The organism is Aeromonas sp. s3 (assembly GCF_040907805.1).
GTDB lineage: Bacteria > Pseudomonadota > Gammaproteobacteria > Enterobacterales > Aeromonadaceae > Aeromonas > Aeromonas dhakensis.
Genome location: NZ_JBFOCQ010000012.1, coordinates 171307 through 194253, shown reverse-complemented (window position 1 = coordinate 194253; position 22947 = coordinate 171307). Strand labels below are relative to the sequence as shown.

Below are 22947 nucleotides of genomic sequence, written 5' to 3'. Positions count from 1 at the left end.
GGCTTAGTCGGCGGCTTGCGCCGGTTTGACCAGGCTCAGGTAGTTGGCATCCATCTTGAGGAATACCCCCAGCAGCCGGGCACTGGCGCCGTAGAAGCCGAACTGGTCGGCGGCGCGGCAGGCGCTCTCGAATTTGTCGAACCAGCCGAGCAGGTGGCCGTGCAGCAGGGACTCCTGCTCGCCGAGCCAGCTTTCACGCTGGGCGGCGGTGGTCGCCTCGGCGGCACGGATGATGAGGTTGCCCATCAGATCCAGCTCGATGGCCAGGTGATCGGCAGGCTCCTTGTATTTATCGCTGACGTTGATGCCGAGGCGATCGAGGCGGGCCTGCATCTCGCTCATGGGGGCCTGCATCAGCAGCTTGCCCTCGCCACGATAGAGCGACTCGTAGGGCAGGGCGCCCTGCTTGGGGTCGACCAGGAACAGGCCGGCGAAGTCGGCGGCGAGCTCCAGCTGGCGATCCGGGCGTACCAGCAGGCGGGCGATGGCCTCGTTCAGTTCTGCCACGGCCTCGCGCATGGGGTCGAGAGTGGAGAGGCTCTTCAAGAAGCTGCGCACGTCGTAGGTGTCGTATTCAGCGATCTGTGCATCACTGAGTTCGGCAGCGAACAGGGTGGAGAACCACCAGTAAAGCTCGGCCCGGCGTTCGCTGGTAGCCATGAATTCCTGCATTTATCCTCCGTGGATGACAATCGGGAGCCATAGAGGCTCCCGATTCTAACGACTTTAAAAATAAAGGAAACTCAAGGGGTGACTTTCGTCCCCTCGGGTCACAGTGCCGGGAACATGGGATCGATGCCCTTGGCGGATTCCGGCGCCCCGAAGGCGGTGACGGTCGGCGCCTGCCCGCGGAACTTCTCGATCTCCACCAGTGCTGTGTGGGCCGTGGTGGCCTGCGCCAGGCTGGAGGAGCCGATGTCGGCGGTCAGCACGTTGGGATCGCCATAGGTACACAAGGTCCCCACCTTGCCGCCCTCCTGCGGGCCGTACCAGGCCCCCTCCTGGATGCGCACCACGCCGGGGGCGTAGTCTTCGCTCACCACCAGACCGGCCAGCACCTGACCGCGGCCGTTGAAGACCCGCACCAGATCCCCGTCCTTGAGCCCGCGCGCCCTGGCGTCCTGCGGATTCATGTAGACAGGCTCGCGCCCCTGCACCGTGTAGGTGGCACGGTAGGCATCGGAGGAGCAGAGCTGGCTGTGCAGCCGCTTGTCCGGGTGGCAGGATTGCAGGTGCAGCGGGAACTGCTTGCTGCCATGGCCGCCGTGGGAGCGCTCGTAAGGCTCGATCCAGACCGGGTGGCCCGGGCAATCCGCGTAACCGTAGTCGGCGATGGTCTTGGAGTAGATCTCGATGAGGCCGGACGGGGTGCCCAGCGGTTCCAGATCCGGCTCCTTGCGGAACGACTCGTGCCGCACCCAGGGTTGGCCCGCCGGGAAGCTGACGAAGCCTTCGCCGTGCCAGAACTGGCTGAAGCGGGGCAGGCGGATACCGATGCCGCGGCCCTGCAGGCGGGCATCGTCATAGATGCTCTGGATCCACTCCAGCTTGCTCTTGCCACCGGTGAACTCGGCCTCGCGATCGAAGCGACGGCACAGATCGGCGAAGATGTCGTAGTCGTCGCGCGCCTCGAACAGCGGCTCGACCACCTTGTGCATGGCCAGGATGCCGGCGTTGGAGTGGGACCCCCACTGCTCGATGTCATCCCGCTCGTAAGTGGTGGTGGCCGGCAGCACGATATCGGCGAAGCGGCAGCTGGCGGTCCACTGGTGATCCACGCTCACCACGGTTTCCAGCTTGCGCCAGGCGGCGATCATCTTGTTGCGATCCTGCTGGTGGTGGAACGGGTTGTTGCCGCAGAACACCGCCATCTTCATCTGGGGGTAGGTGATGGTCTGGCCGTTGAAGGCGATGCGCTTGCCCGGGTTCAGGATGCAGTCGACGAAACGGGCCACCGGGATGAATTTGGAGTAGCCCTTCCAGTCGCCGTCGTGCAGCGGCTTGACCCCGGGGATGACGGAGCTGAAGCCGGACATGATGGGGCCGCTGGAGGTGATGGTGCCCGCTCCGTTGTAGTGCCAGCCAAAACCGTAGCCTCCACCCGGCAGACCGATCTGGCCCAGCATGGAGGCCAGTACCACCAGCATCCAGGCGTACTGTTCGCCGTGGTGCATGCGCTGCACGCACCAGCCGCCGATGAGCTGGGTGCGGCCGCTGGCCATGGTGCGCGCCAGCTCGCGAATGGTGTCGGCAGGCACGCCACAGATGGCGGAAGCCCACTCGGCATCCTTCACCTGACCATCCTTGGTGCCCAGCAGATAGGGCAGGAACTTGTCAAAGCCGGTGGTGTAGTTCTTCAGGAAGGCCTCGTCGTGACGCTTCTCGCTGTAGAGGGTATGGGCGATACCCAGCATCAGGGGCACGTCGGTCTGCGGGTTCAGGGTCACCTGATCGCAATGGAGGTACTTCTGGGTCTTGGACTTGACCGGGTCGACGCTGATGACCTTGATCTCGCCCTTGGCCACTTTCTCTTTCAGCTGTGCCCAGTATTCGTAGACGCTGTGATCCGGCACCAGCCAGCCCACCTGCAGGTTCTTGATGGGATCAGAACCCCAGATGACGATGGTCTTGCTGTGCTCCAGCACCAGGGGCCAGGAGGTCTGCTGCTCGTATACCTCCATGGCGCCCGCCACGTGGGGCAGGATCACCTGGGCGGCGCCGGTGGAGTAGTCACCGGCCTTGGCCAGATAGGTACCGTGCAGGTTCATGGCACGCCCCAGCATGGCGCCGGCGGAGTGCAGCTTGCCGACCGACTGCCAGCCGGAGTGACCGGCGTAGAGGGCGCTCGGGCCATAGGTCTTCTGCACCCGCTCCAGCTCGTGATAGAAGAAGTCCAGTGCCTGGGACCAGGTCACCCGCACGAAGCGGTTCTGGCCGCGCTCGCTGGTGTCGGACTGGTGGCCCTTGCGCAGCCAGTCCAGCCGTACCATGGGGTAGCGGATGCGGGAGGGGTTGTAGACCACTTCGTTCAGGGCCTTGAGCATCTCGGTCGGATGCTTGTCATGCTCGAACGGCAGGGTCTCGACCCAGCGGCCGCCCACCACACGGGCGCGGAAGGCGCCCCAGTGGGAGCCGGACTGCACCAGTTTTTCGCCGGACTCGGCGGCCATCACGGCACGACCGAGCAGGGAGGGGCCGATCAGGGCGCTGGCGCCGCTGGCCAGCAAGCCACCCAGAAAACCACGACGGGAAATATTGATCATCTTGTTATTCCTTTCTCAAATCCGGACTTAGTGGCTGCCCTGACCACCGGTATCGGCGGCATGGTTTTGCAGATATTTGAGCAGGGTGCGCTCCTCTTCCTTGCTCAGGCGGTAGTAGGCGGACATGGCCTTGAGACCCGAGATCCAGCCGTTGGCGGTGAAGTGAGCCGGATCCGGCGCCGCGTGGCAGGAGTTGCAGGTGGACTTGTACATCTCGCCGGCATAATCCCAGATCGGTTTGAGGGAGGATTCGAGGCCCTTGCCATCGACCCAGGCCTGCACCTGCACCTGTTCCCACTCGATATGAGTGGCGCTGTCGGTCTCCTGTTTCAGGATCTGCTCGTTCGCCCTGAGCTCGTCACGGATGGTGGCCACGAAGACTCGCTTGCCCATGTACTCGCTCAGCACGCGGCCCTTGCCTGCGGTTTCGCGCCAGCCTTCGATGGTCACCTTGAGGCGATCGCCGCTGCGGGCCACCACCTCGATGCGGGAGGCGGGCAGCAGCTTGCCGACCGGATCGGTGCTCTCTTCGCTTTCGTAGAGATCCTTCTCGCCCAGGGTGTAGAGGGTCTCGGCAGCCGGTGCCTCTTGCGCATCGCCTGCCAGGGTGGCGTAGGTGGCACGGAAGCCGCCCGCCATGTTCGGCAGCTCGTGGGCGATGCCCTTGTGGCACTCGATGCAGTTCATGTTCTTGGCGGCGGCATCCTTCATCGCCAGGGCGGCGGCGGGGGACTGCTTGGCGTGGTCCATGTTGTCGTAGCTGTGGCAGGACTTGCAGGTCTTGGAGTTCTGGCTGCTCATGCGCGCCCACACCTTCTCGGCCAGGTGCAGACGCCGGTCCTCAAACTTCTCCTGGGTGTCGATGCTGTGGCCTATGTACTGCTGATAGAGGTCGTTGGCCGCCTCCATCTTGCGCGCCACCTTGCCGACGAAGTCCTTCGGCTGGTGACAGTCGGTGCAGATGGCCTGGACGCCGGAGGCGTTCTTGAAGTGGACGGACTCCTTGTACTCGGGGTAGACGGTGTCCTTCATGGTATGGCAGGAGATGCAGAACTCGAGGGTACTGGTCTTCTCGAAGCCGTAGTGCAGGCCGACGCTGCCGGCCAGGGTGACCCCGACGCCCGCCAGCAGCAGCGCCAATACCGACCAGCGGCGGCTGGGGGTGCGCAGGAAATGCCACAGTTTTTTCATCATGCTCTCTCACATCGCTTTTTTGATGGAGGCCATGATAGGGAGGCGTTGTGAACAGGGCTGCCGCCGAAAATTAACGAAATAGGGGTATTTATGAAAAATTATGAATAGAATAATCCCCCCATGTTGAACTCTGTCGAACCCTGCGGACCCTGCCCATGAGCCACCACATTCTGGTTGTTGAAGACGATGCCGTGACCCGCGAGAAGCTGACCGGCTATTTCGAGCGGGAGGGCTATCGGGTGACCGCGGTCGAGAACGGCCAGGAGATGCGGGCCGTGCTGGCAGAGCAGGAGGTGGCCCTGGTGATGCTGGACATCAACCTGCCGGGGGAGGATGGCTTGCTGCTGACCCGTGAACTGCGCGCCCGCAGCACGGTGGGGATCATCCTGGTGACCGGTCGCAGCGATGCGGTGGACAGGATCGTCGGCCTTGAGATGGGAGCCGACGACTATGTCACCAAGCCGTTTGAGCTCAGGGAACTGCTGGTGCGGGTCAAGAACCTGCTATGGCGAATCTCATTGGCCGCAGCCCAGCCGAGTGAGCCGGCGGTAGCCGACGATGCGGTGCGCTTCGGCCCCTGGCGCTTCGACATACCCCGCCGCCAGCTCAGCCGTGACGGGGTGCCGGTGCGCCTGACCAAGGCAGAGTACGAAGTGCTGGTGGCCTTTATCGCCAACGCCGGGCGGGTGCTGAGCCGGGAGCGGATCCTGGCCCTCACCAGCCACCGCGGTGATGGCCCGAGCGATCGCACCATAGACGTGCTGATCCGCCGCCTGCGCGGCAAGATGGAGCAAGATCCCCGTGACCCGCAACTGTTCGTTACCGTGCACGGGGAAGGCTATCTGTTCGCCGGCGATCTGGCCGCCTGATCCTCAGCTTTGCGAGGCACTCAGGCCGATGGCCGGGTGTCGAACTGCGGGCAGTCATCCCCTATCTGGTGCCAAGGGGCCTTGGAGCCGACGAAGATGTGAAACGCGGGCTTCTGGCTCGGCGCCTCGTCCAGTATCCCCAGCCGTAGATTTATCTTGCCCGTGCTGCGCTTCTGGCTGAACAGGCTGGAGCCGCAGTGGCGGCAGAAGGCGATGCTGGTCTCGTCCGATTTCTGGTAGCGGCCGATGGCCTCGCTCCCCTTCGCGATGGTCACCTTGTCACCATCCAGCCCGCCGACCGAGGCGTAGTCCGCCCCGGAAAACTTGCGGCATTCGGAGCAATGGCAGTTGCCCATGTAGTCGAACCGATCCGGCAGGGTCAGGGCCACGGCGCCGCACAGGCAGCTCGCATGCAATGTGTTCATCTCTTCTCCTTGAGTGCTTGGTTAGTGGCCGCTGGCGTCGAAGCCGACCCGGTAGACGGGGCGAAAGGTGCCATCGGACAGAGAGTTGGCGGGATTGGCCAGGGGGGCCTCCAGAGTCAGGATGGGGGGGCCCATCACCCGCGGGCACTGCTGCTCGCCGGCCTCGGGACTTTGCAGCAGGCAGACCGCCTGGGCCACTGCAAGACGTCCCTGCTGGCGCATCTGATCGCTGTTGGCGGCCAGGACCTTGCCCCGGCGCAGGCCGCGCTGCACCCCGTGGCTGAAGTAGGTGCTCAGCACTTTGGGGCGATCGAGTTGGCGCTGCGCCAGCTCGTTGACCGCCACCTCGGCGGCGATGGCCCCCCCCACCAGATAGTCGAGGTCGGGGTGGCGGGCCAGGGTCTGCTGCACCAGGGTGCGCTGGATCTCGCGGCTGTTGTCACCGCGCGCCGTGGTCACCAGCCTGATGGCGGTGCCCTGGATGGCTGCCGCAAAGCCGGGCTCGACGAAGTTGTTGCCACCGCTTGCCTGCGGACCGGGAAAGAGCGCCACCGTCACCGGCGGGCTGCCGGCAGGATGGCGCTTGGCCAGCCAGTGGCCTATGCGCCAGCCCATCTGGTACCAGGAGACCCCCACCTTGGCCTTGACCAGTCCGGCGGGCAGATCGTTGACCAGACCGAACACCGGCAGCGGACTGGCGCCGATCGCCTCGTCCAGCCCGTCGTAGCTCACCGCGCCGAGCAGGATGGCATCGCTCCCCTCGCTCACGCACTGCTGCAACTGCTGGCGCTGCTCGGTGATGGCGCCGTAACCGCCCGCCTCATGAATGCGCAGTTTCACGCCGAGCCGCTTTGCTTCTTCCACCATGCCCTGATTGACCGACAGCCAGTAGGCGTCGCGCAGGTGGGGGTAGAGGGCGCACAGGGTCAGTGGGCGCGTGACGGGGGCGGGTCCTTGCCAGTTCAAACGGGCCGGCTTGCCGTCGAAGGCGCCGTCCGGCCAGTGATCCACCTCGAAGGCGAGGGCGCAGGCCGGGAGCAGGATGAGCAACAGGGAGAGACAGACGCTTCGCATGGCCGGGGGTTTTGTTAAAGTGTGGGGCCATATTATCCGGTCAAAGTCGACCACAACCAAGGGGCTTCGCGTGAGAATCTTTTCCGGCCTGGGTGGCAAGCTGCTGCTGGCCTTCTCCCTGATGGCGCTGCTGACCCTGGGGGCCTCCCTGCTAGGCTGGTTCGGGCTCAGCCACCTGCGCCAGCTGGAGCAGGGGGTGCAGCAGACCCTGGCGGATCAGGAGCTGGCCCGCACCCTGGCGCGGCTCGGCGGCGAGATCCAGAGCTCTTCCCACCTGCTGGCCTCCGCCACCAGCGAGGGGGAGCGGGAGCATCAGGGGCGGCTGCTCACCCTGCAGGGGCAGCAGATGCAACAGGTGCTGGAGCAACTGGGCCATGGTGGCGGCAAGCAGACCCCAGACGAGCTGCATCGCCTCAGCCAGACCATCATTGGCAACCTGGGCCAGCAGGGCTGGCTGGTGGGAGAACGGCTGACGCTGATGGCCGACGGTAGCGCCCTGCGCTCCCGGCTGGTGACGGCCGCCGGTCAGGTGGCGGAGCTGGCCCGCAGCCAGATGGAGAACGCCGAAACCGTGATGGTGGCGGGGCTTGGCTCCCTCTATTCACTGCAAGGGCGGTCTGCAGATGGGGCGATCGACCGGCTGCTGGAGCAGGATCTCGACTGGCTGGAGCAGATGACGGAGCTGCGCCACCGTACCCTGATGCAGCAGCAGCGTATCGAGGAGATCTGGCGCAGCGACCGGCAGGACGGGCTGCAAACCCTGCTGCAGGAGGTGCGCGGGGAACTGGCCATCCTGCGGCTGCGGGCGGGAGCGGTGACCGATCCGGCCCGCAGCCAGGCGGTGGAGCAGGCGCTGACTGTGCTGGAGCAGAGCGATCGGCTGGTGCAACTGCGCAGCGACTGGCTCGGCAAGGGGGAGGCGCTGCGGGTGCTGGCCGCCGCCAACGACGCCCTGATGGCGAGCCTCAACCGTCAGGTCGGTACCCTGGTCAGTCAGGCCCGCGATTCCTTGGGGCAGAGCCAGCAGGCATTGAGCCAGCGGCTCAAGCTGCTGGAGCGGGCCCTGATGGTGATCGGCCTGCTTACCCTGGTGCTGCTCATCCTGCTGATGTGGCGCATGGTTTATGGCCGCATCGTCTGGCCGTTGCAGCGAGCGGTCGCCGGGATGAGCCGGTTGGCTAGGGGGGATCTGGCGCCGCTGACGCCGGTCGGGGAGGCGGGGCGCGACGAGCTGGCTGAGCTGGCGCGGGCGCTGCAGGTGTTTCGCGACAACGCACTCGAGCTTGGCCGCTACCAGCGGGAGCTGGAGTCGCGGGTCGAGGAGCGCACCGAGCAGCTCAGCCACGCCAATGCGCGCCTCAACGAGGAGGTGGAGAAGCAGCGGTTGGCTCGCGCCGAGGCGGAGCAGGCCAACCGGGCCAAGTCGGTGTTCCTCGCCACCATGAGCCACGAAATCCGCACTCCCATGAACGGCATCCTGGGCGGTCTCACCCTGCTGGAGGATACCCATCTCAGCGAGACCCAGCAGCGCTACCTGGCCGCCATCGAGCAGAGCGGTGAATCCCTGCTGGAGATCCTCAACGACATTCTCGACTACTCCAAGATCGAGGCGGGCCATGTGGAGGCGCGCCGCGAGCCCTTTTCCCTGCGCCCGCTGGCCGAGGAGCTGATCGCCCTGTTCGGGCCGAGGGCCGACGCGAAAGGGGTGACGCTGGCGCTGGAGTTCGCCCCCTCGCTCCCCCCCGTGGTGGAGGGGGATCTGGGCAAGCTGCGCCAGGTGCTGGCAAACCTGCTGGGCAATGCGGTCAAGTTTACCGGCGAGGGGCGCATCACCCTGGTGGTGGCGCCGCTGGCCTGCGCGGGCCCCTGCGCCGAGCCCTGCATCCGTTTCGTGGTGAAAGACACGGGCCCCGGCATCCCGTCCGGGGAGCAGGAGGCGGTGTTCGAGGCCTTCCGCCAGCGCAAGCGGGACATGGGCCATCAGGGGGGCACGGGGCTGGGGCTCGCCATCAGCCGCCGGCTGGTGGCCGCCATGGGGGGAGAGCTTATGCTCTCCAGCGAGCCGGGGCTGGGGTGTGAATTCAGCTTCAGCCTGCCGCTGCAACGCTCGGCGGCTCAGCTGCCGGCCAGTGTCCAGCCGGTGCGCCTCGGCCAGCCGCGGGAGATCCTGCTGGTGGAGGACAACGAGATCAACCGGCTGGTGGCCGAGGGCATGCTGGTGCGCCTCGGCCACAGGGTCACTCTGGCCGAGGATGGGCGCAGCGCGCTGGCGCGGGTGACCGAGCGCCCCTTCGAGCTGGCTCTGCTTGACATCAACCTGCCGGACATGGATGGCATGACGCTGCGCGAGGATCTGGTGGCCATCAGCGAGGAGGAGCATGGCTGCGGCCTGCCCGCCATCGCTGTCTCGGCCCAGATGTACCCGGAGGATGTGCGCGCCTGTCTGGCGGCGGGGTTTGCCGATTTCGTCGGCAAGCCGGTGCGGCTGGCGGCGCTGGCCGCGGCCATCGACCGTTTGTCTGCGGGGGAGGAGGCGCCTCCCCTGGTGGCGGGCGAGCCGCTCGCTGGTGGCGGGACCGCCAACCGGGTGCTGGAGGCGGATCTGACCCTGCTCGGCAGTCAGCGCATCCGCCAGCTCATCGCCCTGTTTGCCGAGCAGGGCGCGCCCCTGGTGGCCGAGCTGGCGCACAGCGAAGGGGAAGCGCAGCGCGCGCTGGCCCACAGGCTCAAGGGCAGTGCCCTGGCGCTCGGGCTGGATGATTTCGCGGCGCAGTGCGCCGCCGTGGAGCAGGGGCTGCTGGATGGGGGGGCGCTGACCGGGCCGTTTGAGCAGGCGCTGGCCGGTTTGCGGGCGTGGCAGGCGAAGCATCTGCCGGATTAGCAGCAAGGGGGCGTGGCTCACGCCCGCTCAGGACAGTCATTGCTCTTCGCGGTAGAGCGGCTGCCTGCACTGGGCGCAGAGGTGCTGACGGCGAAAGTCGGCCTGGTGCACCAGGCCCACATCCAGCTGCTGATGATGGCCGCAGTGAATGCAGAAGAGGATGTCGCCGTCGATGGCGTCCGGGTGGGCCGCCAGATACTGCTCGCGGGTGGGCAACTGGTCCCATTGGGTGGTGAAAGGGCTCTTGCGACTGCCGGTGTAGTAGATCCAGTAGAACAGCGCGAATACCGAAATAATCAGAAACAGCATCAAGTTATCCAGCATGGCTTACTCCCGTGAGTCTGCGGTGTGACAAGACAAGAGGGTGACGCGAGCAGCAGTTGACCGGATGCGGTGAGGGGCCCTTACGTTGCCGGCCTGCGCGCCGGGCAACTGCTGTGCCTGTTAAAGATGTTATCTGTTAGTAAATGCTATATCCATGATCTGGCTCTGGTTTTGGCCGGCTGATGAGCCATGCTCCGGCACTTGGCCGAGTGTATCGGCGGCAGATGAAGAGTGCGCCGGCCGGGCGGGCGTGGGCTCGCCGGCGGGTCGCAGCCCGCCTGGTCGGTGTGAAATTTGCGACGCATTTTACATTTTTTAAACAAATTTTTGGGTGGTTGGACTGTCTCTTTGATCCAGCTCACGTTACAATGCGCCTGCCCACTTCACCTATCGCGCAAACGATTTTCAGGAGAGAAACGGATGTTGAAACGTGACATGACCATTGCCGGCTATGATCCCCAGCTGTGGCAGGCCATCACAGACGAGACCCGTCGTCAGGAAGAGCATATCGAGCTGATTGCGTCCGAGAACTACACCAGCCCCCGCGTCATGGAAGCCCAGGGCTCCCAGCTGACCAACAAGTACGCCGAAGGTTACCCCTCCAAGCGCTACTACGGTGGTTGCGAGTATGTGGATGTGGTTGAAACCCTGGCTATCGAGCGCGCCAAAGAGCTGTTCGGTGCCACCTACGCCAACGTGCAGCCGCACTCCGGCTCCCAGGCCAACAGCGCCGTCTACATGGCCCTGCTGCAACCGGGTGACACCGTGCTGGGTATGAACCTGGCTCACGGCGGTCACCTGACTCACGGCTCCCCGGTCAACTTCTCCGGCAAGCTGTACAACATCATCCCCTACGGCATCGACGAGTCCGGCAAGATCGACTACGACGAGATGGAACGTCTGGCCGTTGAGCACAAGCCGAAGATGATGATCGGCGGCTTCTCCGCTTACTCTGGCGTTGTCGACTGGGCCCGCATGCGCGAAATCGCCGACAAGATCGGTGCCTGGCTGTTCGTCGACATGGCCCACGTGGCTGGCCTCATCGCCGCCGGTGTCTACCCGAACCCGGTGCCCCACGCTCACGTGGTCACCTCCACCACCCACAAGACCCTGGCCGGTCCGCGCGGTGGTCTGATCCTCTCCGCCGCTGACGACGAGGAGCTCTACAAGAAGCTCAACTCCGCCGTCTTCCCGGGTGGTCAAGGTGGTCCGCTGATGCACGTCATCGCCGGCAAGGCCGTTGCCTTCAAAGAGGCGTTGGAGCCCGAGTTCAAGACCTATCAGGCCCAGGTCGTCAAAAACGCCAAGGCGATGGCTGCCACCTTCATCGAGCGCGGCTACAAGATCGTCTCCGGCGGCACCGACAACCATCTGATGCTGGTTGATCTGATCGGCCGTGAGCTGACCGGTAAGGATGCCGACGCTGCGCTGGGCAAAGCCAACATCACCGTCAACAAGAACTCCGTGCCCAACGACCCGCGCTCCCCGTTTGTCACCTCCGGTGTGCGCATCGGTACTCCGGCCATCACCCGCCGCGGTTTCAAGGAAGCCGAGTCCATCCAGCTGACCCACTGGATCTGCGACGTGCTGGACAACCACGACAACGACGAAGTGCTGGCCACCGTGCGCGAGAAGGTGCTGGATATCTGCCGCCGTTTCCCGGTTTACGCATAATCGACCCGCTTTTCAGGTTGAACCGCAATGCCACCCTCGGGTGGCATTGTTTTTTGTGACGTTTGGCAACATGAGAGGGGCTATGAGTCAGCACAGCAAAGAGCAGTTGGAGGGCACAGGGGGCGGGGGCAACGCTGAGCGGGACTTGGCGTCGGCAGCGCTCAGGCAGGCGATCCGTGCTCAGTATCATTTTCGCGCCAGCGAACAGGGGCTGCTGGCCTGGGACGTGCGCCGGCTGGTGTGGCTGAGCCGCGATCTGCCGGTGCAGGCGGTAGCACTCGGTGAGATTGCCGAGCTCGACCAGCAGCACTGGTACGGCCATGACGCCACCCGCCCCACGGTGCGCAGCGTGGTGGAGCACTGCCAGCTCATGATGGCGGCCGATCTCGCCTATCCCATCCTGCTGGACAGCGCCGGCCGGGTGATGGACGGCATGCACCGGGTGGGCAAGGCATTGATGCTGGGCCACAGCCATATCGAGGCGCGCCGCTTTGCCGTGGATCCGGCGCCCGATTATCAGGATTGTGACCCCGATACCCTGCCTTATGATGACTGAGCCCGGTCGAATGGATGACTGGGATGGGCGCCTAAAACAGCTCTGATGTTCAAGAAACGGATGGCAGGAGATAGCTCAATGAAGAGAGTGCTGGAGATCCGGAACTACCGGCTCAAGGCCGGTAGCCGGACAGAGTTTCATAGGCTGGTTGCAGAGCAGAGTTTGCCGCTGCACCGCGAGTGGGGAATGGATGTGGTGAATCATGGCCCTTCCTTGCACGATCCGGACGTCTATTTTTTGATGCGGGCTTACGATGATCTTGACGATCTGACCCGTTCACAGGCGGCATTCTATGCCACGGATGCATGGAGAACAGGTCCGAGAGAAGCCATCGTCGAGCTGATAGAGAGCGACACCAATACTGTGCTCTGCCTGCCTGATGTCGCCATTGATGCACTTCGTGGTTGCTGATGGCATCTATCACTTCCCTTGTTTTCACGGGCTTTTACCGGTTCCGGATGGCCGTGCTACACTGGCCGGCCTAGAGCCGGCCCCGGTGGTCGGCGCCCTTTTCCGTCAACGCCGGAGGTCCGATGCATTGCCCTTTCTGTAGTGCGGTAGATACCAAGGTGATCGATTCCCGTCTGGTGGCCGAAGGCCATCAGGTACGCCGCCGTCGCGAATGCCTGCTCTGCCACGAGCGCTTCACGACCTTCGAGATGGCCGAGCTGGTCATGCCCCGCGTCATCAAGTCCAACGGCTCGCGCGAGCCTTTCAACGAAGACAAGCTGCGTGCCGGCATCCTGCGGGCACTGGAGAAGCGGCCGGTGAGCATGGAGGCCATCGAGAAGGCGGTCAACCACATCAAATCCCGCCTGCGGGCCACCGGTGAGCGCGAAGTGGCCTCCGAGCTGGTGGGCAACCTGGTGATGGACGAACTCAAGGGGCTCGACAAGGTGGCCTATATCCGCTTTGCCTCCGTCTATCGCAGCTTTGAAGACATTCGTGAGTTTGGTGAAGAGATCGCCAAGCTGGAGAAGTGAGTCTTTCTTCCAAACCAGGTTGCCGCGTTCGATTACGCTGCGCTAATCGAACCTACGATATTGCGTAAGCCTGGATGTGCTGTCAGAGGAGCCCAGATGTTTAGTCAAGACGATTACCAATGGATGAGCCGGGCCCTCGAACTGGCCCGCCGCGGCCGTTACACCACGGCGCCCAACCCCTGTGTCGGTGCCGTGCTGGTGAAAGGCGGCGTGGTGGCGGGAGAGGGCTGGCATCAGCGGGCCGGTCAGCCCCATGCCGAGGTCTACGCCCTGCACGCGGCCGGCGATGAGGCCCGCGGCGCCACCGCCTACGTGACCCTGGAGCCCTGCTCCCATCACGGTCGCACCCCGCCCTGCGCCGAGGCGCTGATCAAGGCCGGCGTGAGCCGGGTGGTGGCCGCCATGGTGGACCCCAACCCTCAGGTAGGGGGACGCGGCCTGCGCATGCTCTCCGAGGCGGGCATCAAGACCGATTTCGGTCTGCTGGCAAGCGAAGCTGAGGCGCTCAACCCGGGCTTTTTCAAGCGGATGCGTACCGCCTTCCCACAGGTGACGGTCAAGCTCGGCGCCAGCCTGGATGGCCGCACCGCCATGGCGAGCGGCGAGAGCCAGTGGATCACCTCCCCGGAGGCGCGTCGTGACGTGCAGCGACTCCGGGCCCGCCACGATGCTGTGCTCTCCAGCGCCGAAACCGTGCTGGCGGACAACGCCTCCCTCACCGTGCGCTGGGACGAGCTGCCCCCCTCGGTCAAGGCCGTCTATCCCAAAGAGACCCTGCGTCAGCCGCTGCGGGTCATCGTCGACTCGCAGAACCGGCTGACCCCGGATCTGCCCCTGTTCCAGAGCGAGAGCCCGGTGCTGCTGGCCCGCCACAAGGCGGACGGCGACTGGCCAGCCTGGGTACAGCAGCTGGAGGTGCCGCTGCTGGATGGCAAGCTGGATCTGGTCAGCCTGTTCATGCTGCTGGCCAAGCAAAACGTCAACTCGGTACTGGTGGAGGCGGGGCCCCGCCTGTGCGGCGCCTTGCTGGACAAGGGGTTGGTGGACGATCTGGTGCTCTATCAGGCGCCCAAACTGATGGGGGATGAGGGGCGCGGCCTGTTCCATCTGCCCGGGCTCACCCGGCTGTTCCAGGCACCCAAGCTCAACATCAAGGATGTGCGCATGGTTGGCCAGGATATTCGTATTACCGCCAAAATAGCCTGATTTATCAATGTTAAAGGGGGTATTGTCGCCCCCGTCATCAGCAAGGTGATCTGCATGTTTACCGGAATTATCGAAGCGGTGGGAACCCTGGCCGAGCTGCGTCGCCAGGGCGAAGACATGGCCCTCACCGTGCACGCGCCCACCCTGGATTTTGGCGACGTCAAGCTGGGCGACTCCATCGCCACCAATGGTGTCTGTCTTACCGTGATCGCCCTGGGCGACAAGCGCTACACCGCCGACGTGTCGCTGGAAACCCTCTCCCGCACCGGTTTTTCTGCCGCCAAGGTGGGCGATCGGGTCAACCTTGAGAAGGCGCTGATGCCCACCTCCCGCCTCGGCGGTCACCTGGTCTCCGGCCACGTGGACGGGGTGGGGGAGGTCAAGAGCGTCTCCAGCAGTGGCCGTGCCATCGAGTACTGGATCAAGGCGCCGACGGAGCTCTCCCGCTACATCGCCGAGAAGGGCTCCATCGCGGTGGACGGCATCAGCCTTACCGTCAACGCCGTGCAGGGGGATCTGTTCCGGCTGACCATCGTGCCCCACACCGCCCAGGAGACCACCATAGCCGGCTGGAAGCCGGGCAGGAGCGTCAATCTCGAGGTGGATCAGATAGCCCGCTATCTGGAGCGGCTGATGACGGGTCAGCGCCAGGAGAGCAGTGCCTCCACCCTGACCCTGGATAAGCTGGCCCGCTCCGGTTTCCTGTGACGGAACCTCGGCGGGAAAAACGCTTTTCTGTGATCCCGCTCCGATTGAAATGGGGCCCCGCGTGCCCCATCTAGAGCACAATAGGCAGTATCACGTCGAGCCGACTGGCTCAATCCCCGAAGCATGTTGATGGAGTAGCCCATGGCGCTGAGCACGACCCAGGAAATCATTGCCGATATCAAGGCTGGCAAGATGGTGATCCTGATGGATGACGAAGACAGGGAGAACGAAGGGGACCTCATCATGGCCGCCTCCTGTGTCCGCCCGGAAGATATCAACTTCATGGCCCGTTACGGCCGGGGGCTCATCTGTCTGACCCTGACCCGGGATCGCTGCAAGCAGCTGGCGCTGCCGCTGATGGTCGACCGCAACAACGCCCAGTTCTCCACCGCCTTCACCGTGACCATCGAAGCGGCCGAAGGGGTGACCACCGGCATCTCTGCCGCCGATCGCGCCGTCACCGTGCAGGCGGCGGTGGCACCCGATGCCAAGGCTTCCGATCTGGTGCAGCCGGGCCACATCTTCCCGCTGATGGCGCAGGATGGTGGCGTGCTGACTCGCGCCGGCCACACCGAGGCTGGTTGTGACCTGGCCCGGCTGGCCGGTTACGAGGCCGCTTCCGTCATCGTCGAGATCCTCAACGAAGATGGCACCATGGCGCGCCGCCCTGATCTCGAGATCTTCGCCGAGCAGCACGGCATCAAGCTTGGCACCATTGCGGATCTCATCGAATACCGCAACCAGCACGAGACCACAGTCGAGAAGGTGGCCGAGTGCAAGTTGCCCACCGAATATGGTGAGTTCGACCTCATCACCTTCCGCGACACCATCGACAACCAGGTTCACTTCGCTCTGAAGAAGGGTGAAGTGCAGGCGGATCAGCCGACCCTGGTGCGGGTTCATCTGCACGACGTGCTGAGCGATCTGCTGCAGACCGACCGCCACGCCGCCCGCAGCTGGCCGCTGCCCAAATCCATGGCCCGCATCGCCGACGAGGGCGGAGTGCTGGTGATCCTGGGGGCGGAAGCCCACGGCGCCGAGCTGCTGGCCAGGGTCAAGGGCTTTGAGGCCGCCGACAAGGGGCTGGCACCGGAGGGGGCCAAGTGGCAGGGCACCTCGCGCCGGGTCGGCGTCGGCTCCCAGATCCTCAAGGCGCTGGGGGTGGGCAAGATGCGCCTGCTGAGCTCGCCGAAGAAGTATCACGCTCTCGGCGGCTTCGGCCTGGAAGTGGTGGAGTACGTCGGCGAGTAAGCGCCGCATACGGCTGAAATCATCCTCATGGCCGCCCGTTGCGGCCATGGTTTTTTGTCGTGGGTCTGTTGTGCTAGAATGTGCGCACTTTTGACTCCGGCCCTTTTGCTTTCACAGATACAGGATTTCCAATGAAGGTTATCGAAGGAAATATCGCCGCTCCTGAAGCGCGCGTTGCGATTGTCGTTGCTCGTTTCAACAGTTTCATCAACGACAGCCTGGTGAGTGGTGCACTGGACGTACTGAAGCGTCAAGGCCAGGTACAGGACAGCAACCTGACCCTGGTGAAAGTGCCGGGCGCGGTTGAAATGCCGCTGGTCATCAAGAAACTGGCCAAGAGCGGCAAGTATGACGCCATCGTGGCAGTCGGCACCGTCATCCGTGGCGGCACCTACCACTTCGATCTGGTCGCCAACGAGAACAGCAAGGGCATGGCCCAGGTAATGATGGAATATGAAATTCCGGTTGCCTTCGGCGTACTGACCACTGAAAACATTGAACAAGCCATCGAGCGTGCAGGTACCAAGGCGGGTAACAAGGGTGCAGAGGCTGCACTGGCAGCGCTCGAAATGATCAACGTCCTGAAAGAACTGGACGTGTAACGAGGAGAAATGCATTGAAACCGTCTGAGCGCCGCAAGGCCCGCCATTGCGCCACCCAGGCCATCTACCAGTGGCAGATGACCAAGGCTAACGTGGGCGACATCGAAGAGCAGTTCAAGATCGATCAGGACACCAAGGGTGTGGATCTGAACTACTTCCGCGATCTGCTGTTCGGGGTAGCCCTCCACTGCAACGAGCTGGACAAGGTCTTCGCACCTTTCCTCTCCCGTCCGCTGGAAGAAGTGGACATGGTGGACAAGGCGATCCTGCGTCTGGCGACCTATGAGCTGACCCGTCGTGATGATGTGCCGCCGCGCGTGGTGATCAACGAAGCGATCGAGCTGGCCAAAGCCTTTGCTGCCGATGACAGCCACAAGTTTGTCAACGGTGTACTGGACAAGGTGATCAAGTCGCTGGACAAGCGCTGATCCCTGCGTTCATCAGCATTCCATGCTGATCGATGTTCTGTCGCGAGCCGTCGTCAGCAAGGTGAAGCGCAGCGCCAGGCCGACGTGTATGGAAATACATGAAGAGCCCGGCAGCGACCAGCCTTGAACACGGTCTCGCAGCAAGAGCCGCAACAGCATCTAATAGAGGAGCCAGCTTAATCGCTGGCTTTTTACTGTATGGGTGAATTTGAGCTGATTGATAAGTACTTCAAGGTCCCCCACGCCCGCAAGGACGTGGTGATGGGCCCTGGAGACGACTGCGCCCTGCTGACCCTGCCCCCCGACACCCAGCTGGCGGTGAGCACGGATACCCTGGTGAGCGGCGTACACTTCTTTCCCGACATGGATCCGGTAGACCTCGGCTACAAGGCGCTGGCGGTCAATCTCTCCGATCTGGCCGCCATGGGCGCCGAGCCGCGCTGGGTGTCGCTGGCGCTGACCCTGCCCACCGTCAACGAAGCCTGGGTGGCCGGTTTTGCGGAAGGTTTCCTCGAGCTTGCCGAATACTACAATGTGGCACTGGTGGGCGGGGACATGACCCGCGGCCCCCTCTCCATCACGGTATCGGTCAAGGGGTCGGTGCCGGCCGGCCGCGCCCTGCTGCGCAGCGGTGCCAAGGCCGGCGACGGTGTCTATGTGACCGGCACCCTGGGGGATGCCGCGCTGGCGCTCTCCCACCTGCTGGCCAAGCGCACCCTCAACGAGAACCAGCTGGCGGCCGTGCTGCCGCGCCTCGACCATCCCCATCCCCGCATTCTGGCCGGACAGGCCCTGCGCGGACTGGCCAGCAGCGCGCTGGATCTCTCCGACGGCCTGGCCTCGGATCTCGGCCACGTGCTCAAGGCGTCTGGCGTGCGGGCCCAGATCGATCTCGGTTTGCTGCCGCTCTCACCCGTGCTGCAGGATGCGGTGAGCGAGCAGGATGCCTGGCAGCTGGCGCTGGCCGGTGGCGATGACTACGAGCTCTGCTTCACCGTGCCGGAGGAGCATCGCGGCGCGCTGGACACGGCGCTGGCCAACTGCGGCGTCAAGTTTACCCGCATCGGCCGCATCGTTGCCGGCGAGCCCGGCATCGACTATCTGCACGGCGAGCAGCCGGTCGAGCTGACGCTGAAAGGGTGGGATCACTTCGCATGAGCTGGTTCATGATAAAGCCCGAGCTGAAGCGGTTGAACCTCAGAAACCCGCTTCACTTCCTGGCGGTGGGGTTTGGCTCCGGCCTCTCGCCCAAGGCGCCCGGCACCATGGGGACGCTTGCCGCCATTCCGCTCTATCTGCTGGTGAGCGGCTTGTCGACCTTCTGGTTCATCGCCCTGCTGGTGGTGGGTTTCCTGATCGGCATCCGCATCTGTCAGAGCGCCACCGATGCCATCGGCATGCCGGATCACGGCGCCATCGTCTGGGACGAGGTAATCGGCTTTGGCGTCACCATGATAGCGGCGCCGGCCGGCTGGGAGTGGGTGCTGGCCGGCTTCGTGCTGTTTCGCCTGTTCGACGTGCTCAAGCCCTGGCCCATCTCCTGGTTTGATCGCCGCATCCACGGTGGCTTCGGCATCATGCTCGACGATCTCATCGCCGCCCTGTTCGCCCTGTTTTGTATGCAATTGCTGGCATACTGGCTGGGGTGACGGGGATTACGAGGGGGAATGCAGCGCTGGCATCCCCCTATTTATCTCTGTTTAGTTTTCATTCATCGGCATATGCTGCCGTTAAAAAATCATTTCACATAAATATTCACTACTCATTCGAGGCTTGAGACTATTGTGTCAATAGTGAATATTCCCGCCTGTTACACCCTTGTTGAAAGTAAAAGCACTAGATCGTCATTTATGTGGTCATAAAGTCTGGATATGTGATTGTAGTCATCATTTATGACTGCTGAGCTGGCTGCTAACTGAGCAAAGTATTGCGAAATTGTATAACCCGATCATTTACACTCGCCGTCAAACCGTCTAAGTTACTCGCGGGTTATTCCAAAAAAATGCAAAAAACCCGCCCGGATCGCTGGTTTCGTTGTCTCATGGATTGAGCGTTTAGTCGTCATATCAAACACTCACGATCACGCCAAGGCACGACCGGCATCTGCGGCCGATTTACGGACGAATTATTTGGGACGGATGTCCCCCGCAGAGGTAACCATGTCCTTGCTCGAAGTGAAAAACTTGCGGATCGAGTATCCCTCCCGCTACGGGGTACTGGCCGCAGTGAAGGATCTCTCTTTTTCCATCGAAAAAGGGGAGATAGTCGGTGTCGTGGGTGAATCCGGCGCCGGCAAGTCCACCATCGGCAACGCCGTCATCGATCTCCTGAGCCCGCCGGGTCGCATCGCCCGTGGCGATATCTACCTCAATGGCGAGCTCATCTCCGGCAAGAGCCAGAACGAGATGCGGGCCATTCGCGGCTCGCGCATCGGTTTCATCTTTCAGGATCCCATGACCTCCCTCAACCCGCTGTTCACCGTCGAACATCAGCTGGTTGAAACCATCCTGGCCAACACTGACCTGTCACGTGAGGCGGCCTTTGCCAAGGCGCTCGAGTTGATGAAGGCGGTCGGGATCCCGAGCCCGGAGCTGCGCATCAAGCAGTATCCGCACCAGTTCTCCGGCGGCATGCGCCAGCGGGTGGTGATCGCCATCGCCCTCTCCGGCGATCCCGAGCTCATCATCGCCGACGAGCCGACCACGGCGCTGGATGTCTCCATCCAGGATCAGATCCTCCAGCTCATCCGTACCCTCTGCAAGGAGCGGCAGGTGGGCTGCATGCTGGTGACCCACGACATGGGCGTGGTCTCCAACGTTACCGACAAGGTGGCGGTCATGTATCGCGGCGATCTGGTGGAGTTCGGCACCACGGAACAGGTGCTGGGTCGCCCCAACCACCCCTATACTCGCAGCCTCATCTCGGCGGTGCCCCGCTCGGATGTGAAGCTGGTGCGCTTCCCGCTGGTCTCCTATATCGAGGATGCCGGCGCGGCAGATACCAGCATCGATCTCAAGACCCACTGGCTCGGTCAGAGCCAGGACGAGCGTGCCTATGAAGGGGCGCTGCTGCGGGTGGAGAACGTGGATCTGAAGTTCGTCACCAAGGATTCCTTCTTCCCGAGCCGTCGCCAGTATGTACGGGCCTGCAACAACATCAGCTTCGAGATCTTCGAAGGTGAGACCTTCGGCCTGGTGGGGGAGTCTGGCTCCGGCAAATCCACTATCGCCCGCGCCATCACCGGCCTCTATCCGCCCGATACCGGCAAGATCTTCTTCGAGGGGATCGATCTCACCGCCCTCAAGGGTGAGCATGAGCGTCGCCCATTGCGTCGCCAGATGCAGATGGTGTTCCAGAACCCTTATTCGTCGATGAACCCGCGCATGAAGGTGCGCGACATCATTGCCGAGCCGATCCGCTTCCACAAGCTGGCGAGCAGCGAGAGCCAGATCGCCGGCATAGTGGGGGATCTGCTGGATCACGTTGGCCTCGGCCGCGGCGCCGGGGTCAAGTACCCCCACGAGTTTTCCGGGGGCCAGCGTCAGCGCATCTCCATCGCCCGGGCCCTGGCGACCCGGCCCCGTTTCCTCATCTGCGACGAGCCAACCTCGGCGCTGGATGTGTCGGTGCAGGCCCAGATCCTGAACCTGCTCAAGGATCTGCAGCAGGAGCTTGGCCTCACCATGCTGTTCATCAGCCACGATCTGCCGGTCATCCGCCAGATGTGCGATCGCATCGGGGTGATGCAGCACGGTCACCTGGTGGAGGTGGCCGAGACCGAGAAACTGTTTACCAATGCCGAGCATGAGTACAGCCGCAAGCTGATCTCCCTCATGCCGGAGTTCAAGGGAATGTCCCGCGAGGGGCTGGAAATCGCAAGCTAGGAAAGCACCGGCTCGCCGGTATCTATGTCAATAAAAAAGCCAAAAGCATGGAGAAAACAATGAAAAAAGGATTGTCCAAGATTGCACTGGCGCTGTTTGCCGCTGGTTTCGCCTTTAACGTCTCCGCTGTCGACATCAAGGTCGGTGTCGCCTCTGACGCCACCTCGCTGGACCCGCAGGAGCAGCTCTCCGGTCAGACCCTGGAGATGTCCCACCTGGTGTTCGATCCGCTGATGCGTTACACCCAGGACCTGCAGTTCGAGCCGCGCCTGGCCGAGAAGTATGAGCGTATCGACGACAAGACCGTCCGCTTCTTCCTGCGCAAGGGCGTCAAGTTCCACTCCGGCAACGACTTCACCGCCGACGACGTGGTGTGGACCGTCAACCGTCTGAAGTCCTCCGTCGACTTCAAGGCTATCTTCGACCCCATCGCCGAAGTGAAGAAGGTCGATGAGTACACAGTGGATCTCGTCACCGCCAAGCCGTTCCCGCTGGTGCTACAGACCGTGACCTACATCTTCCCGATGGACTCCAAGTTCTATACCGGCAAAACAGAGGCGGGCAAGGACAAGGGCGAGATCGTCAAGAACGGCGACTCCTACGCCTCCACCCACGTCTCCGGTACCGGCCCGTTCAGCGTCAAGTTCCGCGAGCAGGGCGTGAAGCTGGAGTACGTGCGCAACGCCAACTACTGGGACAAGGCCTCCAAGGGCAACGTTGACAACCTGACCGTGGTCCCCATCAAGGAAGACGCCACCCGCGTGGCGGCCCTGCTGGGTGGCGACGTGGACATGATCTACCCGGTTGCACCGAACGATCTGGAGCGCGTGAAGAACGGCAAGGACACCCAGCTGGTGACCCTGTCCGGTACCCGCGCCATCATCATCGAGCTGAACCAGAACACCAACCCGGCGCTGAAAGACAAGCGCGTGCGTCAGGCGATCAACTACGCCATCAACCAGGTGGGGATCGTCGAGAAGATCAACAAGGGCTTTGGCACCCCCGCCGGCCAGCTGAGCCCGAAAGGCTATGCCGGTCACAACGAGGCGCTCAAGCCCCAGTATGACCTGGCCAAGGCCAAGGAGCTGATGAAGGAAGCCGGCTACGAGAAGGGCTTCAAGATGAGCTTTATCTCCCCGGCTGCCCGCTACGTCAACGACGTCAAGATTGCCCAGGCCGTCTCCGCCATGTTGGCCAAGATCAACATCAAGGTTGATCTGAAGACCATGCCGGTGGCCCAGTACTGGCCGGAGTTTGACAAGTGCGCCGCGGACATGCAGCTGATCGGCTGGCACTCCGACACCGAAGATACCGCGAACTTCTTCGAGTTCCTGACCTTCACCAAGGATGCCAAGACCGGCATGGGCCAGTACAACTGTGCCGGCTATGCCAACGCCGAGGCTGACAAGCTGGTCGAGCAGGCCAATGCCGAGACCGACCCAGCCAAGCGCGCCGAGATGCTGAAGAAGGTCGAAGCCATGCTGATCGACGACGCCGCCTACGTGCCGCTGCACTGGGAAGATCTGGCCTACGGCGCCAAGAAGAACGCCGACATCAAGCCGGTGGTCAACGTAATGAACTTCCCTTACCTGGGTGACCTGGTGGTCGGCAAGTAAGCGCAAGTC

At 63.2% G+C, this 22947-nt stretch carries 21 protein-coding genes; 15 read left to right on the top strand and 6 right to left on the bottom strand.

Features of this window, described 5'->3' with window-relative positions:
- Positions 1–3 precede the first annotated feature (3 nt).
- The 3 genes from torD to torC all read right to left on the bottom strand — a co-directional run bounded on the left by torD (position 4) and on the right by torC (position 4457).
- Positions 4–672, bottom strand: coding sequence for a molecular chaperone TorD (gene torD / locus AB5Y98_RS06865; RefSeq protein ID WP_005298053.1), 669 nt, complete (start codon positions 670–672; stop codon positions 4–6).
- A 98-nt stretch (positions 673–770) separates the two neighbouring features.
- A complete protein-coding gene (gene torA / locus AB5Y98_RS06860; RefSeq protein WP_368231581.1) occupies positions 771–3263 on the bottom strand; it encodes a trimethylamine-N-oxide reductase TorA in 2493 nt (830 codons plus the stop codon).
- A gap of 27 nt (positions 3264–3290) precedes the next feature.
- Positions 3291–4457: a pentaheme c-type cytochrome TorC gene (torC, locus tag AB5Y98_RS06855; RefSeq protein ID WP_368231580.1), complete on the bottom strand. Its 1167-nt coding sequence runs from the start codon at positions 4455–4457 to the stop codon at positions 3291–3293.
- 155 nt (positions 4458–4612) lie between these two features.
- Here torC and torR point away from each other — a divergent pair, with 155 nt between their 5' ends.
- A complete protein-coding gene (torR, locus tag AB5Y98_RS06850; RefSeq protein WP_290034635.1) occupies positions 4613–5326 on the top strand; it encodes a two-component system response regulator TorR in 714 nt (237 codons plus the stop codon).
- Between the two features lie 20 nt (positions 5327–5346).
- On the opposite strand, the gene AB5Y98_RS06845 is transcribed toward torR, so the two are convergent.
- Both AB5Y98_RS06845 and torT read right to left on the bottom strand, forming a co-directional pair.
- Positions 5347–5751: a GFA family protein gene (locus tag AB5Y98_RS06845; protein WP_368231579.1), complete on the bottom strand. Its 405-nt coding sequence runs from the start codon at positions 5749–5751 to the stop codon at positions 5347–5349.
- Positions 5752–5772: 21 nt separating this feature from the next.
- A complete protein-coding gene (gene torT / locus AB5Y98_RS06840; protein WP_368231578.1) occupies positions 5773–6825 on the bottom strand; it encodes a TMAO reductase system periplasmic protein TorT in 1053 nt (350 codons plus the stop codon).
- 70 nt (positions 6826–6895) lie between these two features.
- Between torT and torS the strand changes: the two genes are divergently transcribed.
- Entirely contained in the window at positions 6896–9706 is a 2811-nt protein-coding gene (torS, locus tag AB5Y98_RS06835) for a TMAO reductase system sensor histidine kinase/response regulator TorS (protein ID WP_368231577.1), read from the top strand.
- Between the two features lie 36 nt (positions 9707–9742).
- Here the strand turns inward: torS and AB5Y98_RS06830 are convergent, their stop codons facing one another.
- Positions 9743–10030, bottom strand: a complete 288-nt coding sequence (locus tag AB5Y98_RS06830; RefSeq protein WP_017765166.1) for a hypothetical protein — start codon at positions 10028–10030, stop codon at positions 9743–9745.
- A gap of 420 nt (positions 10031–10450) precedes the next feature.
- Between AB5Y98_RS06830 and glyA the strand changes: the two genes are divergently transcribed.
- The 13 genes from glyA to AB5Y98_RS06765 all read left to right on the top strand — a co-directional run bounded on the left by glyA (position 10451) and on the right by AB5Y98_RS06765 (position 22938).
- Positions 10451–11704: a serine hydroxymethyltransferase gene (gene glyA / locus AB5Y98_RS06825; RefSeq protein WP_099358765.1), complete on the top strand. Its 1254-nt coding sequence runs from the start codon at positions 10451–10453 to the stop codon at positions 11702–11704.
- Between the two features lie 82 nt (positions 11705–11786).
- A complete protein-coding gene (locus AB5Y98_RS06820; RefSeq protein ID WP_368231576.1) occupies positions 11787–12260 on the top strand; it encodes a hypothetical protein in 474 nt (157 codons plus the stop codon).
- Between the two features lie 78 nt (positions 12261–12338).
- A complete protein-coding gene (locus AB5Y98_RS06815) occupies positions 12339–12671 on the top strand; it encodes an NIPSNAP family protein (RefSeq protein WP_368231575.1) in 333 nt (110 codons plus the stop codon).
- A 122-nt stretch (positions 12672–12793) separates the two neighbouring features.
- On the top strand, positions 12794–13243 hold the full coding sequence (gene nrdR, locus AB5Y98_RS06810; protein WP_005298086.1) for a transcriptional regulator NrdR: 450 nt from the start codon (positions 12794–12796) through the stop codon (positions 13241–13243).
- A 96-nt stretch (positions 13244–13339) separates the two neighbouring features.
- Positions 13340–14449: a bifunctional diaminohydroxyphosphoribosylaminopyrimidine deaminase/5-amino-6-(5-phosphoribosylamino)uracil reductase RibD gene (gene ribD, locus AB5Y98_RS06805; RefSeq protein ID WP_368231574.1), complete on the top strand. Its 1110-nt coding sequence runs from the start codon at positions 13340–13342 to the stop codon at positions 14447–14449.
- 54 nt (positions 14450–14503) lie between these two features.
- The gene (locus tag AB5Y98_RS06800) at positions 14504–15157 is read left to right on the top strand and encodes a riboflavin synthase (protein ID WP_226008923.1); all 654 of its coding nucleotides are present in this window, start codon (positions 14504–14506) and stop codon (positions 15155–15157) included.
- A gap of 141 nt (positions 15158–15298) precedes the next feature.
- Entirely contained in the window at positions 15299–16408 is a 1110-nt protein-coding gene (ribBA, locus tag AB5Y98_RS06795; protein ID WP_042006886.1) for a bifunctional 3,4-dihydroxy-2-butanone-4-phosphate synthase/GTP cyclohydrolase II, read from the top strand.
- A gap of 131 nt (positions 16409–16539) precedes the next feature.
- Positions 16540–17010 (top strand): 6,7-dimethyl-8-ribityllumazine synthase, encoded by a 471-nt coding sequence (gene ribE, locus AB5Y98_RS06790; protein WP_010633100.1) that lies wholly within the window; start codon positions 16540–16542, stop codon positions 17008–17010.
- 14 nt (positions 17011–17024) lie between these two features.
- The gene (gene nusB / locus AB5Y98_RS06785; protein WP_005298096.1) at positions 17025–17438 is read left to right on the top strand and encodes a transcription antitermination factor NusB; all 414 of its coding nucleotides are present in this window, start codon (positions 17025–17027) and stop codon (positions 17436–17438) included.
- A gap of 198 nt (positions 17439–17636) precedes the next feature.
- Positions 17637–18596, top strand: coding sequence for a thiamine-phosphate kinase (gene thiL / locus AB5Y98_RS06780; RefSeq protein ID WP_017784575.1), 960 nt, complete (start codon positions 17637–17639; stop codon positions 18594–18596).
- Positions 18593–19087 (top strand): phosphatidylglycerophosphatase A, encoded by a 495-nt coding sequence (locus AB5Y98_RS06775; RefSeq protein WP_368231573.1) that lies wholly within the window; start codon positions 18593–18595, stop codon positions 19085–19087. Before thiL ends, AB5Y98_RS06775 begins: the two co-directional genes overlap by 4 nt.
- Positions 19088–19597: 510 nt before the next feature.
- Complete coding sequence (locus AB5Y98_RS06770) at positions 19598–21322, top strand: ABC transporter ATP-binding protein (protein ID WP_005298102.1); 1725 nt, start codon at positions 19598–19600, stop codon at positions 21320–21322.
- Between the two features lie 59 nt (positions 21323–21381).
- Entirely contained in the window at positions 21382–22938 is a 1557-nt protein-coding gene (locus AB5Y98_RS06765) for an ABC transporter substrate-binding protein (RefSeq protein WP_005298104.1), read from the top strand.
- Positions 22939–22947: the final 9 nt, after the last annotated feature.